The organism is Marilutibacter spongiae (assembly GCF_014145325.1).
GTDB classification, from domain to species: Bacteria; Pseudomonadota; Gammaproteobacteria; order Xanthomonadales; family Xanthomonadaceae; genus Marilutibacter; species Marilutibacter spongiae.
In genome coordinates this window covers 1-24,766 of sequence record NZ_JACHTF010000014.1, presented here as the reverse complement: position 1 = coordinate 24,766, position 24,766 = coordinate 1, and the positions used below count along the sequence as shown (strand labels likewise).

The window sequence follows — 24,766 nt, the reverse complement described above, 5'->3', positions numbered from 1 at the left end:
CGTCGACACGGAGACCCGCATGAACGCCATCGCCGCCGAGTTCGATATCGACCAACTGGTGGAACGCCACCTTCCGGCCGCCCGGCGCGGCGACGGCGACGCCTATGCCCGCATCGTCGGTGCCTGCCAGAACTCGATCACCGCCATCGCCCTGGCAATCGTGCGCGACGTGGCCACGAGCGAGGACATTGCACAGGAAGCCTTCCTGAAGGCCTGGCAGGGCCTGGACACGTTGAAGAACCAGGCCAGCTTCCTGCCCTGGCTGCGGCAGATCACCCGCAACCTGGCCCGCGACTACCTGCGGGCCACGCGCGCCCAGCCGATGACCGGCTCCGGCGCCGAGATGGCGATCAACATGGCCGCCGACCCTTCGCCCTCGCCCGCCGAGCGTCTGTTGCGGACCGAGCAGGAAGAGGCGGCCGCCGACATCATCTCCAGCCTGCCCGAGGACAGCCGGGAAACCCTGCTGCTGTTCTATCGCGAAGGCCAGCGCTCAAGGCAGGTCGCCGCCCTGCTCGGCCTGAGCGATGCCGCGGTGCGCAAACGCCTGTCGCGGGCGCGCGAACTGGTCCGTGGCGAGATGCTCGAGCGCTTCGGCGAGTTCGCCCGCGGCAGCGCGCCGGGGGCGGCCTTCACTGCGGTCGTCGTTGGCAGCCTGGCCGTCGCGTCGCCCGCGGCGAGCGCGGCCGCCGTCATCGGCAGCGGCCTGGTGGGCAGCGGCCTTGGCAAGCTGGGGAGCGGCGCGATCGCCGGCAGCAGCGTGTCGGGTGGCGTCGCCGGCGGCACGATGGCGGTCGTCGCCAACGCGGCGTGGCTGGATGCCGACACCCTCGCCATGGCCGCGCTGGGCGGACTGGGCGGCCTGTTCGGCGCCGCGGCCACGCTGTGGTACCTGCTGCGGCTGGCGCAGACCCCGGCCGAGCGCCAGCAGGTCCTGCGCTTCATGCGCCTCAACACCGTGACCGGGGCGCTATGGGGAGGCGCGATGGTCCTGGCGTTCACGCTGGTGCCGCAGTGGTGGTCGCTGCCGATCGTTTTCCTGGCTGGCATGGGCCTCATCAACTACCAGTACCTGGTGATGCTGCCGAGGATCATGGAGCCGATCCTCGCCTACCCGGTCAACCAGCGCCGCCGACGCTGCTACGAATACACCCTGGGGCGCACGGCAGTGCTCTACAGCTCGCTGCTGGCGACCGCCGTCATCGCGATCGCCGTGGTGCGCTCGAGCGACTTCCCGCTCTGAAGCCCGCCACCACGAGCCACTTCCCTGGCCAGGTCGGCAATCGTGCAAAAAGGATCTTCCCGCCGGGGTAAGAGTGGCGCACGGCTGAGCCGGGCAGCCTGGGGATGCCCAAGGCGACACGCCGGGGCGGCCAGCGGCCGGCAGGTTTACCGCCTGCCCGGCGCACGATGGAATACAGCTCTTGCTCGCGACCTTGTACTCGACCACCACTCCCGGGCGTTGGCGGTCGGAAGGAATGGGGGCCAGGCGCTTCGCTTCCTGCGCCGCGCAAGGTGACGCTTCGACCCCGCTTGGCATCCAACACGCCGCCGCGCGTGATGGCAGTCAATCGACGGGTTCGCTTCGTGCCTCATCCCCTTTGCCGGGTCCCCGGGTCCCCGGGTGCGCTTCGCTTACCCGGGCTACGCGGCTGGCGATCATGCGCTCGTAGCTTCGTAGGATGGGTAGCGCGAAGCAAAACCCATCGTGCGTCATGCGTGCGGCTGCGCGACGGTGGGTATCGCCTACGGCTCAAGCCCCTTGCCCGGCCACGGCCACACACAGGCACGTCCTTCCTGGCCAGGGCGGCAAGGCCGCAAAAAAAAGCAGGTGCCCGAAGGCACCTGCAGGGCTCCCCCACAGGAGCTTCCAAAACGTGCTTCAGCGCGTGGTGCGATCGCCGCCGCGGCCATGGCGGCCACGGGGGTGGCCCGACATCATCCCGTGCTCGGGCCGGGCTTCTTCGGCGCTGAGGTAGCCATCGCGGTTCTCGTCGAGGAAGGCGAAGGCCTTGGCCAGCCGCGGCATGCCGGCCTCGACTTCGGCCTGGCTCAGGCGGCCGTCCTTGTTGCCGTCGACCTCCGCGAATCGCGCCTTGTGGCGTTCGGCGGCGCGCGCCTGGAACTCTGCGCGCATCTTCTCGTGCGAGGCACGCAGCTCGGCGCGCACGATGTAGCCGTCGCGGTTGGCGTCGATGTCGTCGAAGTGCTTGCCGAGCGGCGAGTCGTTACCGGCCTCGACCTTGCTGATACGGCCATCGGCGTTCGCGTCGAGTGCGATGATGCGCTCCAGGCCGCCGCGACCGCCGCGGCGGTGCTTGCGCCCCGGTCGCTCGTCCGCGGTGAGGCGGCCGTCGCCGTTGCGGTCGATGCGATCGAAACGCTCGACCAGGCGGGGCGACGCCGCAGCCTCGGTCCGGTCGATGGCGCCGTCGCCATTGCTGTCCAGGCGGGCCATGCGCGGGGGCGCGTCGGGGCCTTCCTCAGGCGCCTGGGGCGCAGCGAGCGCGGTACCGGCCACGAGCGCGGTGGCGATGGCGGCCAGCAGGAGGGAACGATTCATGGACTGTCTCCGGTTCATCGACGCCCGTTGGCGCCGTCATGACATCAAACGCCCTGCCCGCGACCGGGTTGACAGCGTCCCCGATCGGTTCAGGCGCTGGACAGGGCCGCCGCCCCCGGCGCTATGCTGGTGGCATGGGCAACTCTTCCGGCCGCGACGACAACGACATGCGCCTGTTCCACACGGGCGAGCATGCCTGCGGCTACTGGCCCGAACGCACCGCGCGCGACCTGGTCCTGGACCCGCGCGATCCCCGCCTGCCGGCCTGGTATCCGCAGGCCCTGGAATGGGGATTCCGCCGCTCGGGCGACATCGTCTACCGCCCGCACTGCGCCGGCTGCCGCGCCTGCGTGGCGGTACGCATCCCCGTGGATGCCTTCCGCCCCGACCGCAGCCAGCGACGTTGCCTCAAGCGCAACGCCGATATCGAAATGCGCGTCTGCCAGCCGGTACGGACCGAGGAGCAGCTGGCCCTGTACCGCCGCTACCTGCGCGCGCGCCACCCCGGTGGCGGCATGGACGGCCACGGCGCGCTGGAGTTCGACCAGTTCCTGGTCGGCAGCTGGAGCGAAGGGCGTTTCATGGAACTGCGCGAGGCGGGCGCCGGACGCCCGGGCCGGCTGTTGGCGGTCGCGGTCACCGATGTCGCCGGTAACGCGCTCTCGGCGGTGTATACCTTCTTCGAGCCCGATGCCGTCGCGCGCGGGCTGGGCACCCTGGCGATCCTCAAGCAGATCGAGTGGGCCCGCCGCGAGCGACGCGCGCATCTGTACCTGGGCTACTGGATCGCGGGGCATGGCAAGATGGACTACAAGCGTCGTTTCCACCCGCTGGAAGGCTTCGACGGACGCGGCTGGCGTGAGTTCGATCCGGTTACGCGGGCGTTCCCGGCCGACGGGGACGCCACGCCATGAGGGGCGGCTTGAGACTGCGCACCGCGCTCGCCGCGATCGCGATCGTCGTGATGGCGCCGGTCGCCTGCGTGCGCGTCAACGTCCATGGCGATCCGCCCGCCCCTTCCACGCACACCGGGAGCCGCACCCTGCGCCTGGCCACCTACAACACTTCACTGTATTCCGACACCGCGGGTGGCCTGGTCGCGCGACTGGAGCACGGCGACCCCGACGCGCGTCGCATCGCCGCGGTCCTGCAGCGCGTGCGTCCCGACGTGGTCCTGCTGAACGAATTCGACTTCGACGATGCGCATCGCGCCGCAGACCTGTTCCAGCAACGCTACCTGGGCGTGGCCCAGGCCGGCGGCGGCGACGCCCTCGCCTATCCCCATCGCTACCTGGCGCCAGTCAACACCGGCGAGCCCAGCGGGCTCGACCTGGACCGCAACGGCGAGGTCGGCGGCGACGGCCGGGGCCGCGGCAACGATGCCTGGGGCTTCGGCCTGCACCCGGGGCAGTACGGCATGTTGCTGCTGTCGCGCTTCCCGATCGACGAGGCGCGTGTGCGCACTTTCCGAAAGCTGGCATGGAGCGCGATGCCGGGCGCGCGGCAGCCCCGCGACCCCGCCACGGGCCAACCCTGGTACCCGGCAGAGGTGTGGTCGCGCCTGCGCCTGTCCTCGAAATCTCACTGGGACGTTCCGGTGCGCACGCCGGCGGGAACCCTCCATGTCCTGGCCGCGCACCCCACGCCGCCGGTGTTCGATGGCCCCGAGAACCGCAATGGCGCGCGCAACGCGGACGAGATCCGGTTGTGGCGCGAATACATCGGCGGCGACGCGCCGTGGCTGTGCGACGACGCCGGCACCTGCGGCGGGCTCGCGACCGATGCGCGCTTCGTGATCCTGGGCGACTACAACAACGACCCCGTCGACGGCGACGGCGACCATGCGGCGATCGTCGAACTGCTGGAGCACCCGCGCGTGCTGCGCATGGCGACGCCGCGCAGCGAGGGCGCCGAGGAAGCGGCCGCGCGGTATCCGGACGTCGCGCGCCGCGGTGCGCCCGCGCAGGCCACCGGCGACTACGGGCCCCGCGTGGGCACCTTGCGCCTGGACTATGTGCTGCCGTCTGTCGGCCTGGCGGTCACCGGCAGCGGCGTGTTCTGGCCGCGCAGCAACGCTCCGGGCGCCGAGCTGGTCGGCGCCAGCGACCACCGCCTGGTCTGGGTGGACCTGGCCGGCGGCGCCCCCTAGGCGGCGGCACGCACGACTTCTAGCGGTCCTTCTTCCTGCCCGCTGGCTTCGTCGCGGCCTTCTTCGCGGTTTTCTTCGTGGCTTTCTTCGCGGTCTGGCCGCCCGGAGGCCGCGAGGCCTTCGCGGCTTTCTTCGCCGGCCGGTCGGCGGGCTGTTTTGCCGGTGCCTGCGCCGCGGGCACCGGCGCGTCGGACACGATCGCCTGCGCCGGCAATGCGGTCTGCACGCGGGGACCGAAACCGAAGGCCTCCTCGCTGCGCGCGGAGACGATCATCCTGACCATGCTGCCGGGGATCATCAGTTCCAGTTCCACCGCCGTGCCCTGCGGCGTGCGTCCATCGAGCACCATCTTGGTGAAGGCGCCGCCGGTGTCGACCTCGCGGCAGAGGACGTGCTCGCCGCCCTTCTCGCCGAGCAGGTAAGGCTCGATTGCGCCGCCCAGCGCTTCGATCGCCTTGGGGAAAAAGAACACGGCGTAGCCCTGCACGTCGTTCATGGCATCTCCTGGTGTCGCGGTTGCGGGTGGAAGGCGGCCGCGGTCCGTCGCCGCGTGCCGCCAAGGGTGCAGCGCGATGGCCCGCGCAGTCGTCGACTGTAGCGAAGGCGCCCGATCAGCGCAGGCGCACCTTGAGCTGCGCGGCGGCCTCGCGAGCGCCGGTGCGCGCGGCATCGACGCTCCCGCCGTGGGCCAGGGTAACCGCGACGCGACGCTGGCCCTCGACCCGCGGCTTGCCGAACAGGCGCAGCTGCGTCCCCGGCGCCGCAAGCGCGGCATCCACGCCTTCGAACACGGGGATGCCGTGGCCCTCGGCCAGCACAGCGCAGGATGCGGTGGGCCCCACCAGCGGCACCTGGCCGTCGGCGTCGGCGTGGACCGGCAAACCGAGGATGGCGCGCGCATGCAGGGCGAACTCGCTGGCCGACTGCGACGCCAGCGTGACCAGGCCGGTGTCGTGCGGGCGCGGCGAGACCTCGCTGAACCAGACTTCGTCGCCCTTGACGAAAAGCTCGACGCCGAACAGCCCCCAGCCGCCGAGGTCGTCGGTGATGGCGCGGGCAATCGCCCGGGCCCGTTCCAGCGCGCGCGCCGACATCGGCTGCGGCTGCCAGCTTTCGCGGTAGTCGCCGTCGCGCTGCAGGTGCCCGACCGGCGCGCAGAACGCGGTGCCGCCGGCGTGGCGCACCGTCAGCAGGGTGATCTCGTAGTCGAAGTCCACGAAGCCCTCGACGATGCAACGGCCGGCACCCGCGCGTCCGCCGGTCTGGGCGTAATCCCAGGCCGCATCGACGTCGGCGGCGTCGCGCACCGTGCTCTGGCCCTTGCCCGAGGAGGACATCACCGGCTTGACCACGCAGGGCAGGCCGATCGCCGCGACGGCCTCGCGGTATTCGGCGGGCGTGTCGACGAAGCGGTAAGGCGAAGTCGGCAGGCCGAGGGTTTCCGCGGCCAGGCGGCGGATGCCCTCGCGGTCCATGGTCAGCCGCGCGGCGCGTGCGGTCGGGATGACCCGGGTGTCGCTGCCGCGTTCGGCGAATTCCTGCTCCAGTTCGACCAGGGTCGCGGTATGGATGGCCTCGATCTCCGGCACGATCAGGTGCGGGCGCTCGGCGGCCACCAGCTCGCGGATCGCCTGTCCGTCGAGCATGTCCAGGACATGGCTGCGATGAGCGACCTGCATCGCCGGCGCATCGGCGTAGCGATCGGCGGCGATCACCTCGACGCCGAAGCGCTGCAGCTCGATCGCCACTTCCTTGCCCAGTTCGCCCGAGCCCAGCAGCAGCACGCGGAAGGCATGGGGGGAGAGCGGGGTGCCGAGGGTGGTCATGGCAGGTCCTGTGGCGAAAGGTCGGGCGTTCATTCTAGTCGAGGCGGTCGCACGGGCCCGCCACCCACTTGGGCGCCACCGGGGGCCGTGCGATGCTTCCGGCATGTCCCGGCCCCGCCACCGCCGCAGCCGTCCATGCCCTCGCTGGCAGGCATGGCTGCTGTCGTCCTGCCTCCCGCTTGCACTGGTCGCCTGCGGCAGCGGCGAGGAGGCCGCCGGCGAGAACGGCGTGCAGGGCGTGCTGCTCGACGCGCAGATGAGCGAGATCAGCGGGCTGGCGGCCTCGCGGCGACACCCCGGCGTGCTCTGGATGCACGACGACGGCGGCAATCCCGCACGCCTGTTCGCCACCGATGCCAATGGCGGCAGGATCGCGACCTTCACCGTGGAAGGGGTGACCAAGACCGACTGGGAAGACATGGCGGCCTTCGAACTGGACGGACGGGCCTACCTGCTGGTCGCCGACACCGGCGACAACGGCGGGCTGCGGCGCACCCTGCAGTTGCATGTCTTCGAAGAGCCGGCTGTCCTGGAGAACGCGCGCCTCGAACCGGCCTGGTCGATCGCCTTCCGCTGGCCCGACGGACCGCTCGACTGCGAGGCGGTCGCGGTCGACGCCGCCGGTGGCCAGATCCTGCTGGTCTCCAAGAAGCGGACGCCCCCTGAGCTGTTCAGCCTGCCCCTGCGCCCCCAGGGCGATGGCCTGCAGGTCGCCGCGGCCCGTGGCGCCCTGGCAGGGGTGCCGGGGCCGGCGAACGACATTCCGGCGGATGCGCCGCGCCGACGACGTTACGAGCACCAGGTCACCGCGGCCGACCTCTCTCCCGACGGCCGCCGACTGGCCGTCATGACCTACCGCGACCTCATGGTGTACACGCGCCAGGGGGTCGAGGACTGGAGCCGCGCCATCGCGCGCGCGCCCGACATGGCCCCCCTGCCCTGGCTGCCGCAGGCCGAAGCGATGGGCTGGCGGGCGGACGGCAGCGCCCTCCTCGCCACCGGCGAGTTCATTCCCGCGCCGCTGTTCCGGATCCAGCCGCCGGCACCTGCCGCGGCCGCGCCCCAACCCAAACCCTGACCCAACCCACTGATTGAAAAGGAAAATCCTCTGCCGATGGCGCGCATAACGGGCGCAAGTCGCCGTCTGGGCCGCGGCGCTTTCGCGTCGCACTTGACTTGATATCATTTTGATATCAAATTATTTGCATCCACCCGAGGGTCCCACCATGAAAGAAAACCATGTCCGTTCGCTTCCCGGCATCCCCTTCCTGCTCGGCGTACTGGTCGCGGTGCTGCTGGCCGGCTGGCTGTTCGTCAATGGCGCCCGCGCGGACGGCAATGGCCCGGCCTCGCTGTCGATGGTCGTCGGCGGGATCGTGCTGGCGCTGCTGGCGTTCTTCAGCCTGATCGGCCTGTACACCGTGCAGCCCAACCAGTCCGCGGTGCTCAGCCTGTTCGGCAAGTACGTGGGCACGGTCAAGGACAACGGCCTGCGCTGGAACAACCCCTTCTTCTCCAAGCGCAAGATCTCGCTGCGCGTGCGCAATTTCGAGAGCGGCAAGCTCAAGGTCAACGAGCTCGACGGCAGCCCGATCGAGATCGCCGCGGTGATCGTCTGGCGCGTGGTCGACTCGGCCGAAGCGGTCTTCAACGTCGACGACTACGAGAGCTTCGTGCACATCCAGTCGGAGGCCGCGCTGCGCGCGATGGCGACCAGCTACCCCTACGACCAGCACGACGAGGACCAGATCTCGCTGCGCAGCCATCCCAACGAGATCTCCGATCGCCTCAAGCACCACCTCGACGAGCGCCTGACCGAGGCCGGCGTGGACGTCATCGAGGCCCGCATCAGCCACCTGGCGTATGCGCCGGAGATCGCCCAGGCCATGCTGCAACGCCAGCAGGCCAACGCGGTGATCGCCGCCCGCACCCGCATCGTCGCCGGCGCAGTCGGCATGGTCGAAATGGCGCTCGAGGAACTGCAGAAGAACGGCGTCGTCGACCTGGACGAAGAGCGCAAGGCGGCGATGGTGAGCAACCTGCTCGTCGTGCTCTGCGGCGATCGCAGCACCCAGCCGATCGTCAACGCGGGCACGCTGTACTGAGGCCCGTATGGACACCCGCGACCTGCTCGTCCCCGCCCTGTTGTTCGCCGGCAGCCTGCCGATGTTCGCCATCGCCTGGCGCATCGGCCGCGGCGACCTGCACTGGGTGAACGGCCTGGACGCACGCCGCCTGCGCGACCCGGCTGCGGTCGCACGCCGTCTGGCCCGCCTGCTGGGGCTGGTGGGCGTCGCCCTGGTCCTGGGCGCGGCGGGCCTGTACGCGGCCGGCGACGACGAAGGCCGGATGATCGCCGTGGTACTTGTCCTGCTGCTCGTGGTCAACGGCCTGGGCTTCGCGCTGTTCCGCGCCGCCTCGGCCGCCCGGCGCGACTACCTGCCCCGCCCGCCCGCGCCCTCCGAACCCGACGGCGGGCGGACCTGAGAAGCGCCGTGGCCGAGAAGAAAAAAGCCTACCCCCTGCGCATCAACGCCGACGTGCTCGCCGCGGCGCAGGGATGGGCCGACGACGAGTTGCGCAGCCTGAACGCCCAGATCGAGTACGTCCTGCGCGACGCCTTGCGCAAGGCCGGCCGACTGCCCCGCTCCGCGGCGCCATCGCCGCCTGGCGGGGCCGCCACCCCCGAGGAAGACACCGATGAGTAACCGCTGGCAGCACAAGGTCACCGAAGTCCCCTACAAGCTGTTCGCCAACCAGACCGAGCAACTGCAACAGGAACTGGACAAGCACGGCCAGCAAGGCTGGGAGCTGGTGTCGGTGGTCCAGTCGCAGTCCAGCCATACGCTCAGGCTGTTCTTCAAGAAGCCCGCCTGAGTCCGCACGCCATCCCTCCGCGCGACCAAGGAGCCCACCATGCTTCACGTCATCAAGCTGATCGAACGCCGTTCCCCCCGCCATGCCCGCCGGATCGTCGTCCTGCTGGCCGCCGCGTCGGCGCTGATGCTCGGCGCGGGGCTGGCCCTGCTGCGGTCGCACTGACCCCATGGTCCGGGCGGGCAAGGGCATGCAGCACGGCGACCGGACGCGGAGCGCCGACGGCGAGGAAGCGTTCGCCGTCGCCCCGCTGGCGGGACGCACCCGCTGGTTCTTCCCGGGACTGTGGGCCGTCCTGCTGGTGGTGGCCTACCTGAGCCCGCACGGGGAGGCCGCGACCGAGCCGGTGCCGGCGTGGCTGATTACGCCGTTCGCGTGCGCGATGGTGGTCGTCGGCCCGTACATCCTCCTGCAATACCGTCGCATCGCGCTGGAGGGCGACGTGTTGCGGGTGATGGCGGCCTCGGTGTTCACGCAGCGCGTGCCGGTCGCGGCGCTCGACCTGGCGCATGCCCGCGTCCTCGACCTCGACGAGCACGTGGACCATCGACCCTGGCTTCGGCTGTTCGGCATGTCCCTGCCCGGCTTCACCGCGGGCCACTGCCTGTTGCGCAACCGGCGCCGGGCGTTCTGCCTGCTGACGCGCCGCGATCGCGTGCTGCTCCTGCCCCGCCGGGACGGTCGCTACCTGCTGTTGAGCCCGGAGGATCCGCACGGATTGCTGTCGCGGCTGCGCGGCTTGGCGGAGGCGTCGCATCGGGACTAAGCTCCCTGCATGCCGCGCGCACCCGACATCCTGGTCAACACCGCCGACATCGAACTGTGGCCGGCACGCCTGTTGCGCGCACGCGGCAATCGCGACGCCCGCGCCCTGGCCCGCGCGCGCCACGTGCTGCGACGCAAGCGCGACGGGCGCTACCTGGCTGCCGTGTTGCCCGAGGGGCTGCTGTCGCTGGTCCCGCGGCTGGCGCGCGAAGCGGGCATCGACGAGGCCCTGGCCGCGCTCGACACCGTCCCCACGCATCGGCGCGCCGGCCTCGAACGCGTGGCCAACCTGCCGCTGGCCGGGCTGGAAGCGCGGCTAGAGGCCCTCGGGCTGGACCATGCCTACGGCGAGCGCACCGGGCTGGCCCTGGTCCCCGAGCCGGCCTGGCTGTCGCTCGCCGGTTTCGACCGCTACCGCCGTCCCTTGTGGCTGCATGCCCACGCCGCCCCGGCCTGGGCGGCCATGCGCGCGGGCGCGCAACGCGACGGCGTCCTGCTCGAGGCGATCTCGGGTTACCGGAGCCACGCCTACCAGCTGGGTATTTTCGAGCGCAAGCGCGCGCGCGGGCTGGAGGTCGACGAGATCCTGCAGGTCAACGCCGCGCCGGGATACAGCGAGCATCATTCCGGGCTCGCGCTGGACATCGGCACGCCGGGCGAGCCCCCGGCGGAGACCTCGTTCGAAGGGACCGCGGCGTTTGCATGGCTGGTCGCGAACGCGGCCCGCCATGGGTTCCACATGAGCTATCCGCGCGACAACCCGCACGGCATCGTGTACGAGCCCTGGCACTGGCGCCATTCGCCCGCCGACACCGCCTGACCCCACGACGCCGGGACCGGCACGCGAAAGCCCGCGGCGAAGCGGGCTTTCCGGAAGGCCCGGCATGGCACCGGGCGATGTCGCGAACCGCTATTCGTGCTGCGCGTGGATGCGCGTTCCCTTCACCGTCAACTCGATGACCTGGAGGTCGAAGTCGGGCCCGCCGCGCTTCTTCACCAGCACGTCTTCGCCGTCGTCGACCTCGACGTGGTAGGTGTCGCCCACCTCGGCCTTGAGGCCCGCGCTGATCAGCCGGGCGATGTGGTTCTCGCCGGTGTCGTCCGGGATCGCGATGCGCACGTCGGTCGGCGTGCCGTCTTCGGGCGTCAAGCGGATGACCACTTCTCCGGCGCTGTCGGCATCGCTGCTGACCTCCAGTCGCCACTTGTTGGACGGGCTCGCCACCACCATCCCCACCACGATCATCAGCACCAGGGTGAAGAGGGTTCGGAAGACCAGTCCGCGCTTGTATCGGCTCATGGGGGTGCCCCTGTTTCATTGCAGGAGGCTACGCTCTCATGGCGCGCGTGGAGGCGCCGCGAAAGCGCGGGGCGCGGGATCGACGGGGCACGTGAAGGACGCATGACGCCCGGCCGGCACGCGACGCTGGGCCGGCGTCGTGGCTATTCCTGCGAGCGCGGCGTGGGCGGCCGGTCGGCGCCCGTATCGTCGGCGATCCGCCACAGGTACAGGCTGGCATAGGTCCGGTACGGCCCCCAGCGTTCCCCGCGCTCGGCCAGCTCGCGCGGGGTCGGCATCGCCTCCAGCGCGTCGACCCGCTGCAGGCCCTTGCGGATGCCCAGGTCGTCGACCGGCAGGACGTCGGGACGCCCGAGGCGGAACATCAACATCATCTCCACCGTCCAGCGGCCGATGCCGCGAATCGGGACCAGGGCCTCGACCAGGGCGGCATCCTCCATCCAGGCCATCTGGCGGAGCGTGGGAATCTCGCCCGCCGCCTCCCGGCGGGCCAGGTCGCGCAGGGCCAGCAATTTGTTGCCCGAGACCCCGCAGGCCCTGAGCACGGGATCCTCGCAGCGACCCAGCGTGTCGCAATGCAGGCGCCCGCTGCCGATGGCGCCCTCGACGCGACCGACGATGGTGGCGGCCGCCTTTCCGCTCAGTTGCTGGAACAGGATCGCCCGCGCCAGCGCATCGACCGGATCGAAGCGCTTCTTCCAGCGCGGGTCCGCATCGATCGGACCGATGCGCCGCATCCAGCGGCCCAGCCGACGGTCGCGGCGGGCGAGCCAGGCGTACGCCTCGGCGGTATCGAAGCCGCGGACCTGGCGCGGCATGGCTCAGCGCCGCCCCAGGTCGATACCCAGCGCCAGCCAGGCCAGGATCATCAGGCTGCCGCCGGTCGGCGCGAGCCGCGTGGGCCACCCCAGCAACTGGCCGCCCGCCAGGCTGCCGGAGAACAGCAGCACCCCCAGCAGCAACGCCGCCAGGGCCCCGATGCCAAGGCGGCGCCGGCACGCCGGCGCCAGCGACGCCAGGGCCACGCCGTGCCCGAACGCGAAGATCGCCGCCAGCATCAGGTGGGGACGCGCGCTCGCGTCGACGGCGTGCGAGGCGTAGGCCGCCAGGCCGACCGACAGGGCGGCCAGCACGGCACCCGACGCGGCCAGCACGCGTTGCACGGTATTCGCGGGGGCGGCAAGGGCGTCGGGGCCAGCGGGCATCTGCTCGGATCCTGTTGCACGGGTCTGGCACCTTAGCAGGCGCGTCCGTCGGTGGAATGGGGAATGGGGAATGGGGAATCGGATTGCGTGGGGAGTGGGGTTCCATGCGGGGCGCCAGGGCTGACCGGTCCCGATACCCGTAGCCACTGTGTTCGTCGGATGGCGATTGTCGTGTTTTTGAAGGTGTCGCGCGGGCGGGCATTGAGGATGACTAGCAGTTTTCGCATGACGGCCACGATGGCAACCATGGCCGGCTTTCCGCGGGCCCGTAGGCCGTGCCAGGCCTCGTAGGGTGGGTAGAGCCGAAGGCGAAACCCACCGTCGCGAAGCTGCACGCACGGCGCGCGATGGGTTTTGCTTCGCGCTACCCACCCTACGAGGGGCGTGGGATCGCGAGGCAATCGCAAAGGCGACTCGCCCCATAGCCCAGGTAAACGAAGCGCACCCACCGATAGTTGGAAAGCAAAGGCTGGATCCCAGCGTTCGCGGGATGACGGCGCAGGGTCGGGGCCGAGGTTGCCCGGATCGGCCAGGCGGCATTCCCCCAGCTGGGAGAAAGAGCCCGTAGGCCGTGCCAGGCCTCGTAGGGTGGGTAGAGCCGAAGGCGAAACCCACCGTCGCGAAGCTGCACGCACGGCGCGCGATGGGTTTTGCTTCGCGCTACCCACCCTACGAGGGGCGTGGGATCGCGGGGCAATCGCAAAGGCGACTCGCCCCGTAGCCCAGGTAAACGAAGCGCACCCACCGGGAGTTGGAAAGCAAAGGCTGGATCCCAGCGTTCGCGGGATGACGGCGCAGGGTCGGGGCCGAGGTTGCCCGGATCGGCCAGGCGGCATTCCCCCAGCTGGGAGAAAACAAAAAAAGGCGCCGCGTGAGCGGCGCCTTCTTCGTGGATCATCGCGGGGACCGCGTGCTTACTTGACGCCCCAGTAGACGACGAAATCGCCTTCCTCGGTGAAGCCCTTGTCGACGCCGTTGTTCCAGTCTTCGTACGGACGGTCCACGGTCTCGTAGCCGCGGGTCAGCGCCCAGGCCCGCAGTGCGTCGCGCACCTTGGACAGGTTGGCCATGTGGCCGGTGAACGGCACGGCAACCACCTTGCCGGCGGGCGAGTAGACCACCTCGACCGGGTTGTTGTCGCCCTCGACCTTGATGCCTTCCAGCTTCGGCGCATCGGTGGTGGGCTTGGCGACGGCAACCGGCTTGGCGTCCTCGCCGTCCTCGCCCTCGTCGTCACCATCCTTCGCGGCGGTGTCGCCACTGCCCTTCTTGCGCACCGGCATCGCGGTGTCGAAGGAGTAGCTCTCGGAACCGAACTCATTGGTGACGATGCGCAGCGGACCGGCGGCCACCAGGTTGTTGGCGTCCATGACCTTGCGGATCCACTCCAGGTTGGCCTTCATCTGCTTGGCGACGGCCTCGTTCTCGCGCGGCACGGCGGCGCTGACGACCAGCAGGTTCTCGGCCGGGCGATCGTCGGTGCGCGGCGCCTTGGACGGGTCGTCCTTGCCGAACTCGGTGTAGTCGATGTTCGGCACCGTCGACAGCATGTTGGTCAGGCGCGACAGGCTGAGCTTCATGTCCTGGCCGAAGTTGCTGGCCACGTACATGCCCGAGTAGCGGCCCAGCAGGTCCCAGCCGTAGTCGACGTCGTAGATCTGCGTGATCATGGTGTTGCGACCGCTGCGGCCGGTCGGGGTCAGCGTGAAGGTGCTGCGCTGGTTCTTGCCGCGTCCGCGGAACGGATTGTTGCCGCCGGGACGGGTGGTCAGGGCGTAGCTGACGCTCTTGAGCGGTTCGTTGCCGGTGATCTCCCAGCTGCCGGTACCGATTTCCTCGACCTCGGACGTGTATTCCAGGCGCGCGCCGACGCCCGACTCGGGGCCCGACAGTTCCAGCTTGATCGCGGGATCGTGCAGGACCAGCGCGTTCCAGTCGTCGAAGCGGCGCAGGCTGTTGATGGTGTCGTAGACGATGGTCAGCTTGCGGTTCGTCTCGACGCTTTCCTCGAGGTGGCGGCGATCCGGCAACAGCACGCCAAGCGTCAGGAACAGCGCGGCGACGATGGCAAGGGAAATCAGGATTTCGATCAGACGGGTCATTCAGCGTTCTCCAGGACCGACCCGGGACCAAACCGGGGCGCAGACCCACAATCCTAGCAAAGGTAACGGGGCCGGCGCATTACTCTTTCGCAGGAACCCGGAAGGCCGTCCGGTCCACGCCCCGCGCCGGTCCTGGAGGCGGCTGGCCACCCGCCCCGGGCCCCGGTTCAGGTCCACCGGAAGGCCGTCATGCGCACACGCTCGCCCGCCCCCGGCTCAGACCAGCTGCAGCTCGAACGCCTTGAGCACCGCCCGCGTGCGATCGCGCACGCCGAGCTTGGACAATATGTTCGACACGTGGTTCTTGATGGTCCCCTCCGCGACGCCCAGCGAATTGGCGATCTCCTTGTTGGAGAAGCCGCCGGCCATCAGGCGCAGGATCTCGGTCTCGCGGTCGGTCAGCGGATCCGGGCGATCGAGGCTGACGAAATCGTTGCGCATGTGCTCCAGGCCCGAGAGCAGTCGCTGGGTCATCGCCGGCTGGACCAGCGAACCGCCCTCGGCCACGGTCTGGATCGCGCCCACCAGCTGCTCCAGCGACACGTCCTTGAGCAGGTAGCCCTTGGCACCGGCCTTGAGCCCGGCCAGGACCAGCTGGTCGTCGTCGAAGGTGGTCAGGATGATCGTGGGCGGCAGGTTGTTGGCATGGGCCAGCGCCTGCAGGGCCTCCAACCCGGACATCACCGGCATGCGCATGTCCATCAGGACCACGTCGGGCCGGACCTCCGGGACCATCTCCACCGCCTGCCGGCCGTCGCCGGCCTCGGCCACCACTTCGATGCCTTCCGCCAGCGAGAGCAGGGAACGTACCCCCTGGCGCACCAGGGTCTGATCGTCTACGAGCAATACGCGGATCATGCAACCACTCCTTCGTTGACGGGGGCCGCGGCCACCGTGGCAGGCAATACGAGACGCAGCGAGAACCCGGCCTGCGGTCGTGTCTCTATCGTAAGTTCGCCGCCCTGCTGCTGCAGGCGTTCGCGCATGCCCTGCAGGCCGTTGCCGGGCACCGGCGCCTCGGCACCGCGGCCGTCGTCCCGGGCCCGCATGACGATCATGCCATCCTCGCTGCGGGCCTCGATCCACAGGTTTCGGGCGTGGGCGTGGCGGACGGTGTTGGTGATGATCTCCTGGGTGCTGCGCAGGAGGGTATGCGCGCGCTCGGGGTCGTCCACGGTGAGCGGCGACTGGATGTCCATCTGGATGTTCAGCGAGGGCACGTTCTCGGCCAGGGGCCGCAGCGCGGACTCCAGGTCGATCGCGCCGCCCTCGCGCAGCTGGCTGACCGCCTCGCGCACATCGGTCAGCAGCAGCCTGGCGAGCGTGTGGGCCTGGCGGACGTGGTCCTTGACCCGCCCTTCGGACAGATGGCTGGCGACCTCCAGGTTGAGGCTCAACGCGGTCAGGTGGTGGCCGAGCAGGTCGTGAAGCTCGCGCGAGATGCGGGTGCGCTCGTTCACGCGGGCGCTCTCGGCGAGCAGTGCGCGGGTGGCGCGCAGCTCCGCGTTCAGCTGGCGCTGCTCCTCCCGCGCCAGCGACTGCTGGCGCGCGACCAGGCTGGTGACGAAGACGAAGCCCGAGAAGCCTGCGTACAGGACCGACTGCATCACCGCCTCGAAGACCGGCAGGTCCAGGCGGATGTAGACCGGGACGATGATCAGCTGGCTCAGGACCAGCCAGGCCACGCCGACCCGCAACGGCAGCATCCACGGCAGGACGCTGGCGGTGACCATCAGCAGGATGCTGCCCAGGCCGGTCTCGGTGAAATAGCTGACCCCGACCGCGCTGGCGGTCAGCACCAGCAGGAACAACTGGTCGACCCAGCGGACCTGGCGCCCGCCCAGCTCCCGGGTCAGCCAGGCATAGCTCGCGCCGAAGAGCGCGTAGGCCGCGATCGCCGCCCAGGGCATCGCCGCGAACCCGGCCGCCACGCCCGACTCCACCCCGCCGGCCTCGAGGAGCCAGGACCATGAATAGAGGTAGAGCAGGGGCACGCCCACAACGACCCAGGTGAACAGGCCGGCATAGCGAAGCAGTCGGGAATGGTTCAGATGGGTCAACATTCCCGCATGCTAACGGCATTGCGGGGGTGCAGGGCCGCCCGAAAGTCATGCCGCGACGCCCGGCGGGGTCGCCGGCACTTCGCCGAGCCGCCCCGGCCATGCGATAATCCCGCATTGCCGGAGCGCCCCACGCCCCCGGCCAGGAATCACATGGAGTCAGGAATGTCGATCGTCGTCCGCGACGTGCACGAGCACGAGCTGGATTCCGTCCTTGCCCTCAACAACGCCGCCGGCCCCGCCATCCTGCCGCTGGACGCGGCGAGGGTCCGCCGTTTCTTCGATACCGCCGAGTACTTCCGCGTCGCCCTCCGCGACGACACCCTGGCCGGCTTCATGATCGGCGTCGGCAGCCGCGCCGAGCACGAGAGCAGCAATTTCAACTGGTTCCGGGACCGCCACGCCGACTTTTTCTACATCGACCGCATCGTCGTCGCCAGCCGGCGCCGCGGCGGCGGCGTCGGGCGCGCCCTCTACGCCGATGCCCAGAGTTATGCCGAGCTGCGGTACCCGCAGATGGCCTGCGAGGTCTTCCTGGAAGGCGGCCACGACCCGGCCCTGCTCTTCCACGGCAGCTTCGGCTTTCGCGAGATCGGCCAGCATGTCATGCCCGGCGTCAACGTCCGCGCGGCGATGCTCATGAAGCCCCTGTGCAGCTATGCCTGGGTGCGGGACACCTACGGCGGCGAGTTGCCCGACGCGCCGTGGGTACGCAATCGCGCGCACCTGGCCAGCCCGCCCCGCATGACGGGCACCGGTCGATGAGCGCAGCGGCGATGGACTACGAGCAGGCCGGCGAACTCAAGATCGGCCAGGTCGGCATTGCCAACCTTCGCATCCGCTCCCTCGACGTCGCCCGCCTCGTCGACGAGATGCGCCAGCGCGTCCAGCGCGCGCCCAAGCTGTTCGCGCGCGCCGCGGTGGTGATCGACTTCGGCGGGCTGTCGCAGGTGCCCGACGCCACCACCGCCCGTGCCCTGATCGACGGACTCGTCGAGGCGGGCGTGCTGCCGGTGGCGCTGGCCTATGGCACCCCCGAGACCGAGCGCCTGTCCGAGGCCCTGGGCCTGCCGCTGCTGGCCAAGTTCCGCGCCCAGTACGAGCGCGCCGATGGCACGCCGGCCCCGGCAGTTGAACCGGCGCCCGCGCAAGCCTCCCCGGCATCGGCCCGCCCCGCCGCGCCGGCCGCTGCCGCGGTGCCCGGCAGCGGCCAGCCGGGCAAGATCCAGTCCGCGCCGGTGCGCTCGGGCCAGCAGGTCTATGCCGACAATCGCGACCTCACCGTGCTTTCGCCGGTGGGCGCGGGCGCGGAAGTGATCGCCGACGGCTCGGTCCACATCTACGGCCCCCTGCGCGGCCGCGCACTGGCCGGCGCTCAGGGCAACGAGCAGGCCCGCATCTTCTGCCGCGAGTTCCATGCCGAGCTGGTGGCCATCGCCGGCCACTACCGGGTGCTGGAAGACATACCCTCCGACCTGCGCGGCAAGGCCGTGCAGGTCTGGCTGGAAGACCAACAACTAAAAATAGCGGCACTCGACTGATGCCGCTCCACCGGAGGATTTGAACTTGGCCGAAATCATCGTAGTCACGTCAGGCAAGGGCGGCGTCGGCAAGACCACCACCAGCGCCAGCCTCGCGTGTGGACTTGCCCGTCGTGGACACAAGGTGGCCGTGATCGACTTCGACGTCGGCCTGCGCAACCTCGACCTCATCATGGGCTGCGAGCGCCGCGTGGTGTACGACTTCGTCAATGTCGTCAACGGCGAGTCCACGCTCAAGCAGTCGATGATCAAGGACAAGCGCTTCGACAACCTCTACGTGCTGGCCGCCTCGCAGACCCGCGACAAGGACGCGCTGACGATGGAAGGCGTGGAGAAGGTCCTCAAGGAGATGTCCGACGAGGGCTTCGACTACATCGTCTGCGACTCCCCGGCCGGCATCGAGAAGGGCGCCTACCTGGCGATGTACTTCTCCGACCAGGCCGTCGTCGTGGTCAACCCCGAAGTCTCCTCGGTGCGCGATTCCGACCGCATCCTGGGCCTGCTTTCCTCGAAGACGCGCAAGGCCGAGAACGGCGAGCGGGTCAAGGAGCACCTGCTGCTCACCCGCTACAGCCCCAAGCGCGTGGAAACCGGCGAGATGCTCAGCGTCGGCGACGTCGAGGAGATCCTCGGCCTGAAGACGATCGGCGTGATCCCGGAGTCCGGGGACGTGCTCAACGCCTCCAACAAGGGCGAACCGGTCATCCTCGACACCGAATCCGATGCCGCCCAGGCCTACGACGACGCCGTCGCCCGCCTGCTCGGCGACACCCGCCCGATGCGCTTCACCCACGTCGAGAAGAAGGGCTTCTTCAGCAAGATGTTCGGAGGTTGATGATGGGATTGTTCGACTTCCTGCTGGCCAAGAAGCAGACGGCATCGGTCGCCAAGGACCGCTTGCGGATCATCGTCGCCCACGAGCGCGCCACCCGCGGCGGCCCCGACTACCTGCCGACCCTGCAGCGCGAGCTCCTCGAGGTGATCCGCAAGTACGTCAACGTCGACGCCGAGGCGGTCAAGGTCGACCTGATCGGCGAGGGCGACAGCAAGGTGCTGGACATCTCGGTCTCGCTGCCCGAGAACCCCGCCCAGGCCTGAGCCGCGGCACGCGGCGCGCGCACCCCGCCGCCGCGCACCGCGCGTCCCGCGATGCTGACCCTCGCCGACATCGAACACGAGGCCGTGGCGGCCCTGCTGGCGCGCTATGGCCTGCGCCTGGAGCGGGTCGCCGACGGCATGCCGATCCCCGGCAGCTACTGGGGCGAATGCGAGGCCGGGCTGATCGGCAGCACGGTCCATGCGCGCGGCGACACGCCGGTGCATTCGCTTCTGCACGAAGCCTGCCACCTGATCGTGCTGCCGCCCGAGCGCCGCGCCGCCGTCCATACCGACGCCACCGACTCGATCGAGGAGGAAGACGCGGTCTGCATCCTGCAGGCCCTGCTCGGCGACGCTTTGCCCGGGGTCGGACGCGCGCGCGTGCTGGCCGACATGGACGCCTGGGGCTACACCTTCCGGCTGGGATCGGCCGCCGCCTATTTCGAACACGATTCCGACGCCGCCTGGCGCTGGCTGCAGGCCCGCGGCCTCGTCGAACTGCCGGCGCGCACCCTCGCCCTGCCCGTTCCGGCGCCCTGCTGACCCCGCCTCGCGCACTTGCGCCACCCGGGAACGGCCTCTAGCCTTGCGTTTTCAGCGCATCGGCGCGATCCGTTCGAGGAGATCCCATCCCATGAAACCTGTCCGCGCCCTGCTCGCGCTCGGCATCACCGCGGCCGTCATCGGCCTGGCCGGCTGCAGCAAGCCGTCCAGCGACGACGCCGGCACCACCGGCTCGACCACCCCCGGCGGCGAGACCGCCGACCAGTTCGTCGCCCGCGTCAACGACGAGATGCGCGCCATGTACCCGGAGATCACCTCCGCGCAGTGGATCGCCTCGACCTACATCAACAGCGACAGCCAGCTGATCTCCTCCAAGGCCAACGAACGCATGCTGACCCAGCTCAACAGCTGGATCGAGCAGGCCAAGAAGTTCGAGGGCCAGGAGATGTCGCCGCAGACCGCGCGCGCCATCCAGTTGCTCAAGCTGAGCACCTCGATGCCCGCGCCGCGGGATCCGGCCAAGCTCTCGGAGCTGACGAAGATCGCGGCCAGCATGGAGGCCATGTACGGCGAGGGCGAGTACTGCACCGGCGAAGGCGACGCACGCAAGTGCCGCCAGCTCGGCGAGCTCGAGGACGTGCTGCGCAGCGACCGCGACTACGACGACCAGCTCGACGCCTGGCGCGGCTGGCACACCATCGCCCAGCCGATGCGCAAGGATTACACCCGCTTCGTGGAGCTGGTCAACGAAGGCGCCCAGGAGATGGGCTATGCCGACGCCGGCGAGATGTGGCGCTCGGGCTACGACATGACCCCGGCCGAGATCGCGGCCGAGACCGACCGCCTCTGGGGCCAGGTCAAGCCGCTCTACGAGCAGTTGCACTGCTACGCCCGCACCCGCCTGGACGCCAAGTACGGCGAGGACAAGGGCGAGGTCGCCGGCGGCATGCTGCCCGCCCACCTGATGGGCAACATGTGGCAGCAGGACTGGGGCAACCTGTGGGACATCCTGGCGCCCTACCGCAACGCCGGCAGCCTGGACATCACCGGCGCGCTCGAAGGCCAGTGGCAGCAGAACTTCGCCGCCGGGATGGCCCGGCACAAGGGCGAGCGCAACGCCTCCGACCTGGCCGAGATCGAGCATGGCGCCGATCTCGCCACCGCGCGCCAGATGACCGAGCGCGCCGAGGACTTCTACACCTCTCTGGGCATGCCCAAGCTGCCGGCGACGTACTGGGACAAGACCCAGTTCATCAAGCCGCGCGACCGCAACGTGGTCTGCCACGCCAGCGCCTGGCCGATGGACATGGCCGACGACGTGCGCACCAAGATGTGCATCAAGCCCAACGAGGAAGACTTCACGACCATCTACCACGAGCTGGGCCACGTCTATTACTACATGCTCTACAAGGACCAGCCGCCGATCTTCCAGAACGGCGCGCACGACGGCTTCCACGAGGCCATCGGCGACACCATCGTGCTGTCGATGACCCCCGAGTACCTGCAGTCGATCGGCCTGGTGGACGCGCAGCAGCAGAGCAAGGAGGCGCTGATCAACGCGCAGATGCGCATGGCCCTGGCCAAGGTCTCGTTCCTGCCGTTCGGCCTGATGATCGACCGCTGGCGCTGGGGCGTGTTCGACGGCTCGATCGCGCCGGGCGAATACAACAAGGCATGGTGGGACCTGAAGGCCAAGTACCAGGGCGTCGCCCCGGTCGAGTCGCGCGGCGAGGAGTTCTTCGACCCGGGCGCGAAGTACCACGTGCCGGGCAACACCCCGTACACGCGCTACTTCCTGTCGCACGTGCTGCAGTTCCAGTTCTACAAGGCGCTGTGCGATGCCTCCGGATACGAAGGCCCGCTGTACCAGTGCAGCTTCTACGGCAACAAGGCCGCGGGCGAGAAGTTCCAGGCCATGCTGGCCAAGGGCGCAAGCCAGCCCTGGCAGCAGACCCTCAAGGAGCTGACCGGCGGCGAGAGCATGGACGCCGGTGCGGTGCTGGAATACTTCGCACCGCTGCAGGACTGGCTGAAGGAGCAGAACGAAGGCCAGACCTGCGGCTGGCAGGCCAGCACCACGGTGCCCGCGCCGGCGCCGGCCGGCGAGGAAGCGGCAGACGATGCCGCGGCCAGCGCCGACGCCCAGGGCTGACCGCTCCGCCACGCGCCACCCGACGGGCCGGCCATTCGCCGGCCCGTTTTTTTGTTCTTCTCCCGACTGGGGGTGAATGCCGCTCGGCTGACCCGGGTGGCCTGCGTCCCAACCCCATAGGCCGTCCCTGCAACCCGGGCAAGCAAAACGCACCCGGGGCAGCGGTAGAGCCGATGCCGGATACCGGCGTTCGCCTGGCCGTCGTTTCGCAACGGTGCTGCCCGCGGCCGGGGCGGGTTCGGCCCGGCTTGTCAACGGGTACCGCTGGCCGCGGCGCATTGCCACAATCGACGCCCCGGACCCCGCGTCCCGCAATGCCAGAAATCGATGTCCGACAGCTCCAAGTCCAGCGCGACCCGCGTCGCCGCCCAGATCGCCTCCCGCATCGCCGATGAGATCGGCGCCCAGCCCGCCCAGGCCATCGCCGCCATCGGCCTGCTCGACGAAGGCGCCACCGTGCCCTTCATCGCCCGCTACCGCAAGGAAGTCACCGGCGGACTGGACGACATCCAGTTGCGCAACCTGGAAACGCGGCTGACCTACCTGCGCGAACTCGAGGACCGGCGCAGCGCCGTGCTGGCGAGCATCGAGGAACAGGGCAAGCTGGACGACGCGCTGCGCGCCGACATCGAGGCCGCCGACAGCAAGGCGCGCCTGGAAGACCTCTACCTGCCCTACAAGCCCAAGCGCCGCACCAAGGCCCAGATTGCCCGCGAAGCCGGACTGGAGCCCCTGGCCGATGGCCTGCTCGACGATCCGATGCAGGTGCCCGAGGAGGCCGCGGCCGCCTACGTGGACGCCGACAAGGGCGTGGCCGACGCCAAGGCCGCGCTGGACGGCGCGCGCGCGATCCTGATGGAACGCTGGGCCGAGGACGCGACCCTGGTCGGCGGCCTGCGCGCCTGGCTGTCCGAGGTGGGCGTGATCCGCGCCCGCGTCGCCGAGGGCAAGGAGGCCGAGGGCGCCAAGTACCGCGACTACTTCGACCACGCCGAGAACCTCGCCGCGATCCCCTCGCATCGCCTGCTGGCGCTGTTCCGCGGCCGGCGCGAGGAATTCCTGTTCCTGGACCTCGACCCCGGGAGCGATGCCGAGGCCGGCCATGCCCAGGCCGAGGGCCGGGTCGCCGTGCACGCCGGCATCCGCGCCCAGGGCCGCCCCGCCGACAAGTGGCTGCTCGACGGGTGCCGCCTGGCCTGGAAGGCCAAGCTGCACCTGCACCTGATGCTGGACCTGTTCGGCCAGGCCCGCGAGAAGGCCGAGGCCGAGGCCATCGACGTGTTCGGCGACAACCTCAAGGACCTGCTGCTGGCCGCCCCCGCGGGCCCGAAGGCGGTGTTGGGGCTGGACCCGGGCCTGCGCACCGGCGTCAAGGTCGCGGTGGTCGACCGCACGGGCAAACTGGTCGACACCGCCACCATCTACCCGCACGAGCCCCGGCGCCAGTGGGACGCCTCGCTGCACGTGCTGCGGGCGCTGTGCGAGAAGCACGGCGTGGAGCTGGTCGCGATCGGAAACGGCACCGCCTCGCGCGAGACCGACAAGCTGGCCGGCGACCTGCTCAAGCTGCTGCCCGCGCAGGCGATGCAGAAGATCGTCGTCAGCGAGGCCGGCGCCTCGGTGTACTCGGCGTCGGAGTTTGCCTCCAAGGAGTTCCCCGACCTGGATGTGTCCCTGCGCGGCGCGGTGTCGATCGCGCGTCGCCTGCAGGATCCGCTCGCCGAACTGGTGAAGATCGAGCCCAAGGCGATCGGCGTCGGCCAGTACCAGCACGACGTCGACCAGTACCGGCTCGCCCGGGCGCTGGACGCGCGCGTGGAGGACTGCGTGAACGCGGTCGGCGTCGACGTCAACACCGCCTCGGCCGCGCTCCTTACCCGCGTCTCCGGACTGTCGACGACGGTGGCCGAGAACATCGTCGTCTATCGCGACCAGAACGGCCCCTTCGCCAGCCGCAAGGCCCTGCTGAAGGTGCCGCGCCTGGGCGAGAAAACCTTCGAGCAGTGCGCGGGCTTCCTGCGCATCAGCGAGGGCGAGCAACCCCTGGACGCCTCGTCCGTGCATCCGGAGGCCTACCCGGTGGTCGAGCGCATCCTCGCCCGGTGCGGCCGCGACGTGAAGCAGCTGATCGGCGACAGCGCCCTGTTGCGCGGCCTGAAGGCCGAGCAGTTCACCGACGAGACCTTCGGCGTGCCGACCGTGCGCGACATCCTCAGGGAGCTCGAGAAGCCCGGTCGCGACCCGCGCCCGGAGTTCAAGGCCGCCCGCTTCGCCGACGGCGTCGAGGACATCAAGGACCTGCGCGAAGGCATGGTGCTGGAAGGCGTGGTGAGCAATGTCGCCGCGTTCGGCGCCTTCGTCGACATCGGCGTGCACCAGGATGGCCTGGTGCACATCTCGGAACTGGCCGACCGCTACGTCAAGGACCCGCGCGACGTGGTCAAGGCCGGCGACGTGGTCAAGGTGCGCGTGCTGGAAGTCGACGTACCGCGCAAGCGCATCGCGCTGTCGCGACGCCTGGACCCGGCCACCGCGCCGCAGCGCGAGCCACGCGAGGCCTCGCGCGGACCGCGCGAGGCGGGTCGGCCGGCCGGCGGCCGCGGGCGCGACGCCGCGCGCGGCAG

General features: G+C 70.0%; 27 protein-coding genes and 1 pseudogene. 18 read left to right on the top strand and 10 right to left on the bottom strand.

Features of this window, described 5'->3' with window-relative positions:
- Window positions 1-19 precede the first annotated feature (19 nt).
- Window positions 20-1,243 carry an RNA polymerase sigma factor gene (locus H4F98_RS12550; protein WP_182688179.1) on the top strand — a complete coding sequence of 408 codons (1,224 nt, stop codon included), beginning with the start codon at window positions 20-22 and terminating at the stop codon, window positions 1,241-1,243.
- A gap of 639 nt (window positions 1,244-1,882) precedes the next feature.
- Here H4F98_RS12550 and H4F98_RS12545 read toward each other — a convergent pair.
- Entirely contained in the window at window positions 1,883-2,563 is a 681-nt protein-coding gene (locus H4F98_RS12545) for an EF-hand domain-containing protein (protein WP_182688177.1), read from the bottom strand.
- Window positions 2,564-2,697: 134 nt separating this feature from the next.
- On the opposite strand from H4F98_RS12545, the gene H4F98_RS12540 reads away from it, so the two are divergent.
- Both H4F98_RS12540 and H4F98_RS12535 read left to right on the top strand, forming a co-directional pair.
- Window positions 2,698-3,477 carry an arginyltransferase gene (locus H4F98_RS12540; protein WP_182688174.1) on the top strand — a complete coding sequence of 260 codons (780 nt, stop codon included), beginning with the start codon at window positions 2,698-2,700 and terminating at the stop codon, window positions 3,475-3,477.
- A gap of 8 nt (window positions 3,478-3,485) precedes the next feature.
- Window positions 3,486-4,712: an endonuclease/exonuclease/phosphatase family protein gene (locus tag H4F98_RS12535; protein WP_246373171.1), complete on the top strand. Its 1,227-nt coding sequence runs from the start codon at window positions 3,486-3,488 to the stop codon at window positions 4,710-4,712.
- A 19-nt stretch (window positions 4,713-4,731) separates the two neighbouring features.
- On the opposite strand, the gene H4F98_RS12530 is transcribed toward H4F98_RS12535, so the two are convergent.
- Together H4F98_RS12530 and purT are read right to left on the bottom strand one after the other, a co-directional pair.
- Window positions 4,732-5,208 (bottom strand): hypothetical protein, encoded by a 477-nt coding sequence (locus tag H4F98_RS12530; protein WP_182688170.1) that lies wholly within the window; start codon window positions 5,206-5,208, stop codon window positions 4,732-4,734.
- Between the two features lie 115 nt (window positions 5,209-5,323).
- Window positions 5,324-6,538 carry a formate-dependent phosphoribosylglycinamide formyltransferase gene (gene purT, locus H4F98_RS12525; protein ID WP_182688168.1) on the bottom strand — a complete coding sequence of 405 codons (1,215 nt, stop codon included), beginning with the start codon at window positions 6,536-6,538 and terminating at the stop codon, window positions 5,324-5,326.
- Between the two features lie 103 nt (window positions 6,539-6,641).
- Here purT and H4F98_RS12520 point away from each other — a divergent pair, with 103 nt between their 5' ends.
- The 8 genes from H4F98_RS12520 to H4F98_RS12490 all read left to right on the top strand — a co-directional run bounded on the left by H4F98_RS12520 (window position 6,642) and on the right by H4F98_RS12490 (window position 11,000).
- The gene (locus H4F98_RS12520) at window positions 6,642-7,616 is read left to right on the top strand and encodes a hypothetical protein (RefSeq protein WP_182688166.1); all 975 of its coding nucleotides are present in this window, start codon (window positions 6,642-6,644) and stop codon (window positions 7,614-7,616) included.
- Window positions 7,617-7,764: 148 nt separating this feature from the next.
- On the top strand, window positions 7,765-8,643 hold the full coding sequence (locus tag H4F98_RS12515) for an SPFH domain-containing protein (RefSeq protein WP_182688164.1): 879 nt from the start codon (window positions 7,765-7,767) through the stop codon (window positions 8,641-8,643).
- 7 nt (window positions 8,644-8,650) lie between these two features.
- Complete coding sequence (locus H4F98_RS12510; RefSeq protein ID WP_182688163.1) at window positions 8,651-9,025, top strand: hypothetical protein; 375 nt, start codon at window positions 8,651-8,653, stop codon at window positions 9,023-9,025.
- A gap of 8 nt (window positions 9,026-9,033) precedes the next feature.
- Complete coding sequence (locus H4F98_RS12505) at window positions 9,034-9,246, top strand: Arc family DNA binding domain-containing protein (RefSeq protein ID WP_182688162.1); 213 nt, start codon at window positions 9,034-9,036, stop codon at window positions 9,244-9,246.
- Window positions 9,239-9,415, top strand: a complete 177-nt coding sequence (locus H4F98_RS12500) for a DUF4177 domain-containing protein (protein ID WP_182688161.1) — start codon at window positions 9,239-9,241, stop codon at window positions 9,413-9,415. The genes H4F98_RS12505 and H4F98_RS12500 overlap by 8 nt, the downstream gene beginning before the upstream one ends.
- Window positions 9,416-9,454: 39 nt before the next feature.
- The gene (locus H4F98_RS16935; protein WP_281368145.1) at window positions 9,455-9,580 is read left to right on the top strand and encodes a hypothetical protein; all 126 of its coding nucleotides are present in this window, start codon (window positions 9,455-9,457) and stop codon (window positions 9,578-9,580) included.
- A 25-nt stretch (window positions 9,581-9,605) separates the two neighbouring features.
- A complete protein-coding gene (locus tag H4F98_RS12495; protein ID WP_182688160.1) occupies window positions 9,606-10,181 on the top strand; it encodes a PH domain-containing protein in 576 nt (191 codons plus the stop codon).
- Between the two features lie 9 nt (window positions 10,182-10,190).
- Window positions 10,191-11,000 (top strand): M15 family metallopeptidase, encoded by an 810-nt coding sequence (locus H4F98_RS12490; protein WP_182688159.1) that lies wholly within the window; start codon window positions 10,191-10,193, stop codon window positions 10,998-11,000.
- Window positions 11,001-11,090: 90 nt separating this feature from the next.
- Here H4F98_RS12490 and H4F98_RS12485 read toward each other — a convergent pair whose 3' ends face one another.
- The 7 genes and pseudogenes from H4F98_RS12485 to H4F98_RS12460 form a co-directional block, all read right to left on the bottom strand.
- A complete protein-coding gene (locus H4F98_RS12485) occupies window positions 11,091-11,480 on the bottom strand; it encodes a hypothetical protein (protein WP_182688158.1) in 390 nt (129 codons plus the stop codon).
- Between the two features lie 143 nt (window positions 11,481-11,623).
- A complete protein-coding gene (locus H4F98_RS12480) occupies window positions 11,624-12,298 on the bottom strand; it encodes a DNA-3-methyladenine glycosylase family protein (RefSeq protein WP_182688157.1) in 675 nt (224 codons plus the stop codon).
- Window positions 12,299-12,301: 3 nt separating this feature from the next.
- Entirely contained in the window at window positions 12,302-12,685 is a 384-nt protein-coding gene (locus H4F98_RS12475) for a DUF423 domain-containing protein (RefSeq protein ID WP_182688156.1), read from the bottom strand.
- Between the two features lie 185 nt (window positions 12,686-12,870).
- Window positions 12,871-12,966, bottom strand: a pseudogene (locus tag H4F98_RS17055) (IS110 family transposase); the annotation flags it as partial.
- Window positions 12,967-13,599: 633 nt separating this feature from the next.
- The gene (locus tag H4F98_RS12470) at window positions 13,600-14,787 is read right to left on the bottom strand and encodes a polyketide cyclase (protein ID WP_182688155.1); all 1,188 of its coding nucleotides are present in this window, start codon (window positions 14,785-14,787) and stop codon (window positions 13,600-13,602) included.
- 216 nt (window positions 14,788-15,003) lie between these two features.
- Window positions 15,004-15,645: a response regulator gene (locus H4F98_RS12465; protein ID WP_182688154.1), complete on the bottom strand. Its 642-nt coding sequence runs from the start codon at window positions 15,643-15,645 to the stop codon at window positions 15,004-15,006.
- Complete coding sequence (locus tag H4F98_RS12460; protein ID WP_182688152.1) at window positions 15,642-16,850, bottom strand: sensor histidine kinase; 1,209 nt, start codon at window positions 16,848-16,850, stop codon at window positions 15,642-15,644. The genes H4F98_RS12465 and H4F98_RS12460 overlap by 4 nt, the downstream gene beginning before the upstream one ends.
- A 162-nt stretch (window positions 16,851-17,012) precedes the next feature.
- Here H4F98_RS12460 and H4F98_RS12455 point away from each other — a divergent pair, with 162 nt between their 5' ends.
- The 7 genes from H4F98_RS12455 to H4F98_RS12425 all read left to right on the top strand — a co-directional run.
- Window positions 17,013-17,612, top strand: coding sequence for a GNAT family N-acetyltransferase (locus H4F98_RS12455; RefSeq protein WP_182688150.1), 600 nt, complete (start codon window positions 17,013-17,015; stop codon window positions 17,610-17,612).
- Window positions 17,609-18,388: a septum site-determining protein MinC gene (gene minC, locus H4F98_RS12450; RefSeq protein ID WP_182688148.1), complete on the top strand. Its 780-nt coding sequence runs from the start codon at window positions 17,609-17,611 to the stop codon at window positions 18,386-18,388. Before H4F98_RS12455 ends, minC begins: the two co-directional genes overlap by 4 nt.
- A gap of 25 nt (window positions 18,389-18,413) precedes the next feature.
- A complete protein-coding gene (minD, locus tag H4F98_RS12445) occupies window positions 18,414-19,223 on the top strand; it encodes a septum site-determining protein MinD (protein ID WP_141518264.1) in 810 nt (269 codons plus the stop codon).
- Between the two features lie 2 nt (window positions 19,224-19,225).
- The gene (minE, locus tag H4F98_RS12440; RefSeq protein ID WP_182688146.1) at window positions 19,226-19,486 is read left to right on the top strand and encodes a cell division topological specificity factor MinE; all 261 of its coding nucleotides are present in this window, start codon (window positions 19,226-19,228) and stop codon (window positions 19,484-19,486) included.
- Between the two features lie 51 nt (window positions 19,487-19,537).
- The gene (locus H4F98_RS12435; RefSeq protein WP_182688144.1) at window positions 19,538-20,029 is read left to right on the top strand and encodes a hypothetical protein; all 492 of its coding nucleotides are present in this window, start codon (window positions 19,538-19,540) and stop codon (window positions 20,027-20,029) included.
- A gap of 91 nt (window positions 20,030-20,120) precedes the next feature.
- Window positions 20,121-22,142, top strand: a complete 2,022-nt coding sequence (locus H4F98_RS12430; RefSeq protein ID WP_182688142.1) for a M2 family metallopeptidase — start codon at window positions 20,121-20,123, stop codon at window positions 22,140-22,142.
- Window positions 22,143-22,469: 327 nt separating this feature from the next.
- Window positions 22,470-24,766, top strand: a 2,297-nt coding sequence (locus H4F98_RS12425; protein WP_182688140.1) for a Tex family protein, incomplete at its 3' end; no start/stop codon positions are given.

What these genes read in the sequence shown, in the direction of transcription:
- H4F98_RS12465 (WP_182688154.1), bottom strand. Translation starts at nt 15,645, where the DNA reads ATGATCCGCGTATTGCTCGTAGACGATCAGACCCTGGTGCGCCAGGGG.
- minC (WP_182688148.1), top strand. Translation starts at nt 17,609, where the DNA reads ATGAGCGCAGCGGCGATGGACTACGAGCAGGCCGGCGAACTCAAGATC.
- H4F98_RS12520 (WP_182688166.1), top strand. Translation starts at nt 6,642, where the DNA reads ATGTCCCGGCCCCGCCACCGCCGCAGCCGTCCATGCCCTCGCTGGCAG.
- H4F98_RS12430 (WP_182688142.1), top strand. Translation starts at nt 20,121, where the DNA reads ATGAAACCTGTCCGCGCCCTGCTCGCGCTCGGCATCACCGCGGCCGTC.
- H4F98_RS12470 (WP_182688155.1), bottom strand. Translation starts at nt 14,787, where the DNA reads ATGACCCGTCTGATCGAAATCCTGATTTCCCTTGCCATCGTCGCCGCG.
- purT (WP_182688168.1), bottom strand. Translation starts at nt 6,538, where the DNA reads ATGACCACCCTCGGCACCCCGCTCTCCCCCCATGCCTTCCGCGTGCTG.
- H4F98_RS12515 (WP_182688164.1), top strand. Translation starts at nt 7,765, where the DNA reads ATGAAAGAAAACCATGTCCGTTCGCTTCCCGGCATCCCCTTCCTGCTC.
- H4F98_RS12435 (WP_182688144.1), top strand. Translation starts at nt 19,538, where the DNA reads ATGCTGACCCTCGCCGACATCGAACACGAGGCCGTGGCGGCCCTGCTG.
- H4F98_RS12480 (WP_182688157.1), bottom strand. Translation starts at nt 12,298, where the DNA reads ATGCCGCGCCAGGTCCGCGGCTTCGATACCGCCGAGGCGTACGCCTGG.
- H4F98_RS12545 (WP_182688177.1), bottom strand. Translation starts at nt 2,563, where the DNA reads ATGAATCGTTCCCTCCTGCTGGCCGCCATCGCCACCGCGCTCGTGGCC.
- H4F98_RS12530 (WP_182688170.1), bottom strand. Translation starts at nt 5,208, where the DNA reads ATGAACGACGTGCAGGGCTACGCCGTGTTCTTTTTCCCCAAGGCGATC.
- H4F98_RS12455 (WP_182688150.1), top strand. Translation starts at nt 17,013, where the DNA reads ATGTCGATCGTCGTCCGCGACGTGCACGAGCACGAGCTGGATTCCGTC.
- minE (WP_182688146.1), top strand. Translation starts at nt 19,226, where the DNA reads ATGGGATTGTTCGACTTCCTGCTGGCCAAGAAGCAGACGGCATCGGTC.
- H4F98_RS12500 (WP_182688161.1), top strand. Translation starts at nt 9,239, where the DNA reads ATGAGTAACCGCTGGCAGCACAAGGTCACCGAAGTCCCCTACAAGCTG.
- H4F98_RS12475 (WP_182688156.1), bottom strand. Translation starts at nt 12,685, where the DNA reads ATGCCCGCTGGCCCCGACGCCCTTGCCGCCCCCGCGAATACCGTGCAA.
- H4F98_RS12490 (WP_182688159.1), top strand. Translation starts at nt 10,191, where the DNA reads ATGCCGCGCGCACCCGACATCCTGGTCAACACCGCCGACATCGAACTG.
- H4F98_RS12540 (WP_182688174.1), top strand. Translation starts at nt 2,698, where the DNA reads ATGGGCAACTCTTCCGGCCGCGACGACAACGACATGCGCCTGTTCCAC.
- H4F98_RS12460 (WP_182688152.1), bottom strand. Translation starts at nt 16,850, where the DNA reads ATGTTGACCCATCTGAACCATTCCCGACTGCTTCGCTATGCCGGCCTG.
- H4F98_RS12485 (WP_182688158.1), bottom strand. Translation starts at nt 11,480, where the DNA reads ATGAGCCGATACAAGCGCGGACTGGTCTTCCGAACCCTCTTCACCCTG.
- H4F98_RS12495 (WP_182688160.1), top strand. Translation starts at nt 9,606, where the DNA reads ATGCAGCACGGCGACCGGACGCGGAGCGCCGACGGCGAGGAAGCGTTC.
- H4F98_RS16935 (WP_281368145.1), top strand. Translation starts at nt 9,455, where the DNA reads ATGCTTCACGTCATCAAGCTGATCGAACGCCGTTCCCCCCGCCATGCC.
- H4F98_RS12510 (WP_182688163.1), top strand. Translation starts at nt 8,651, where the DNA reads ATGGACACCCGCGACCTGCTCGTCCCCGCCCTGTTGTTCGCCGGCAGC.
- H4F98_RS12550 (WP_182688179.1), top strand. Translation starts at nt 20, where the DNA reads ATGAACGCCATCGCCGCCGAGTTCGATATCGACCAACTGGTGGAACGC.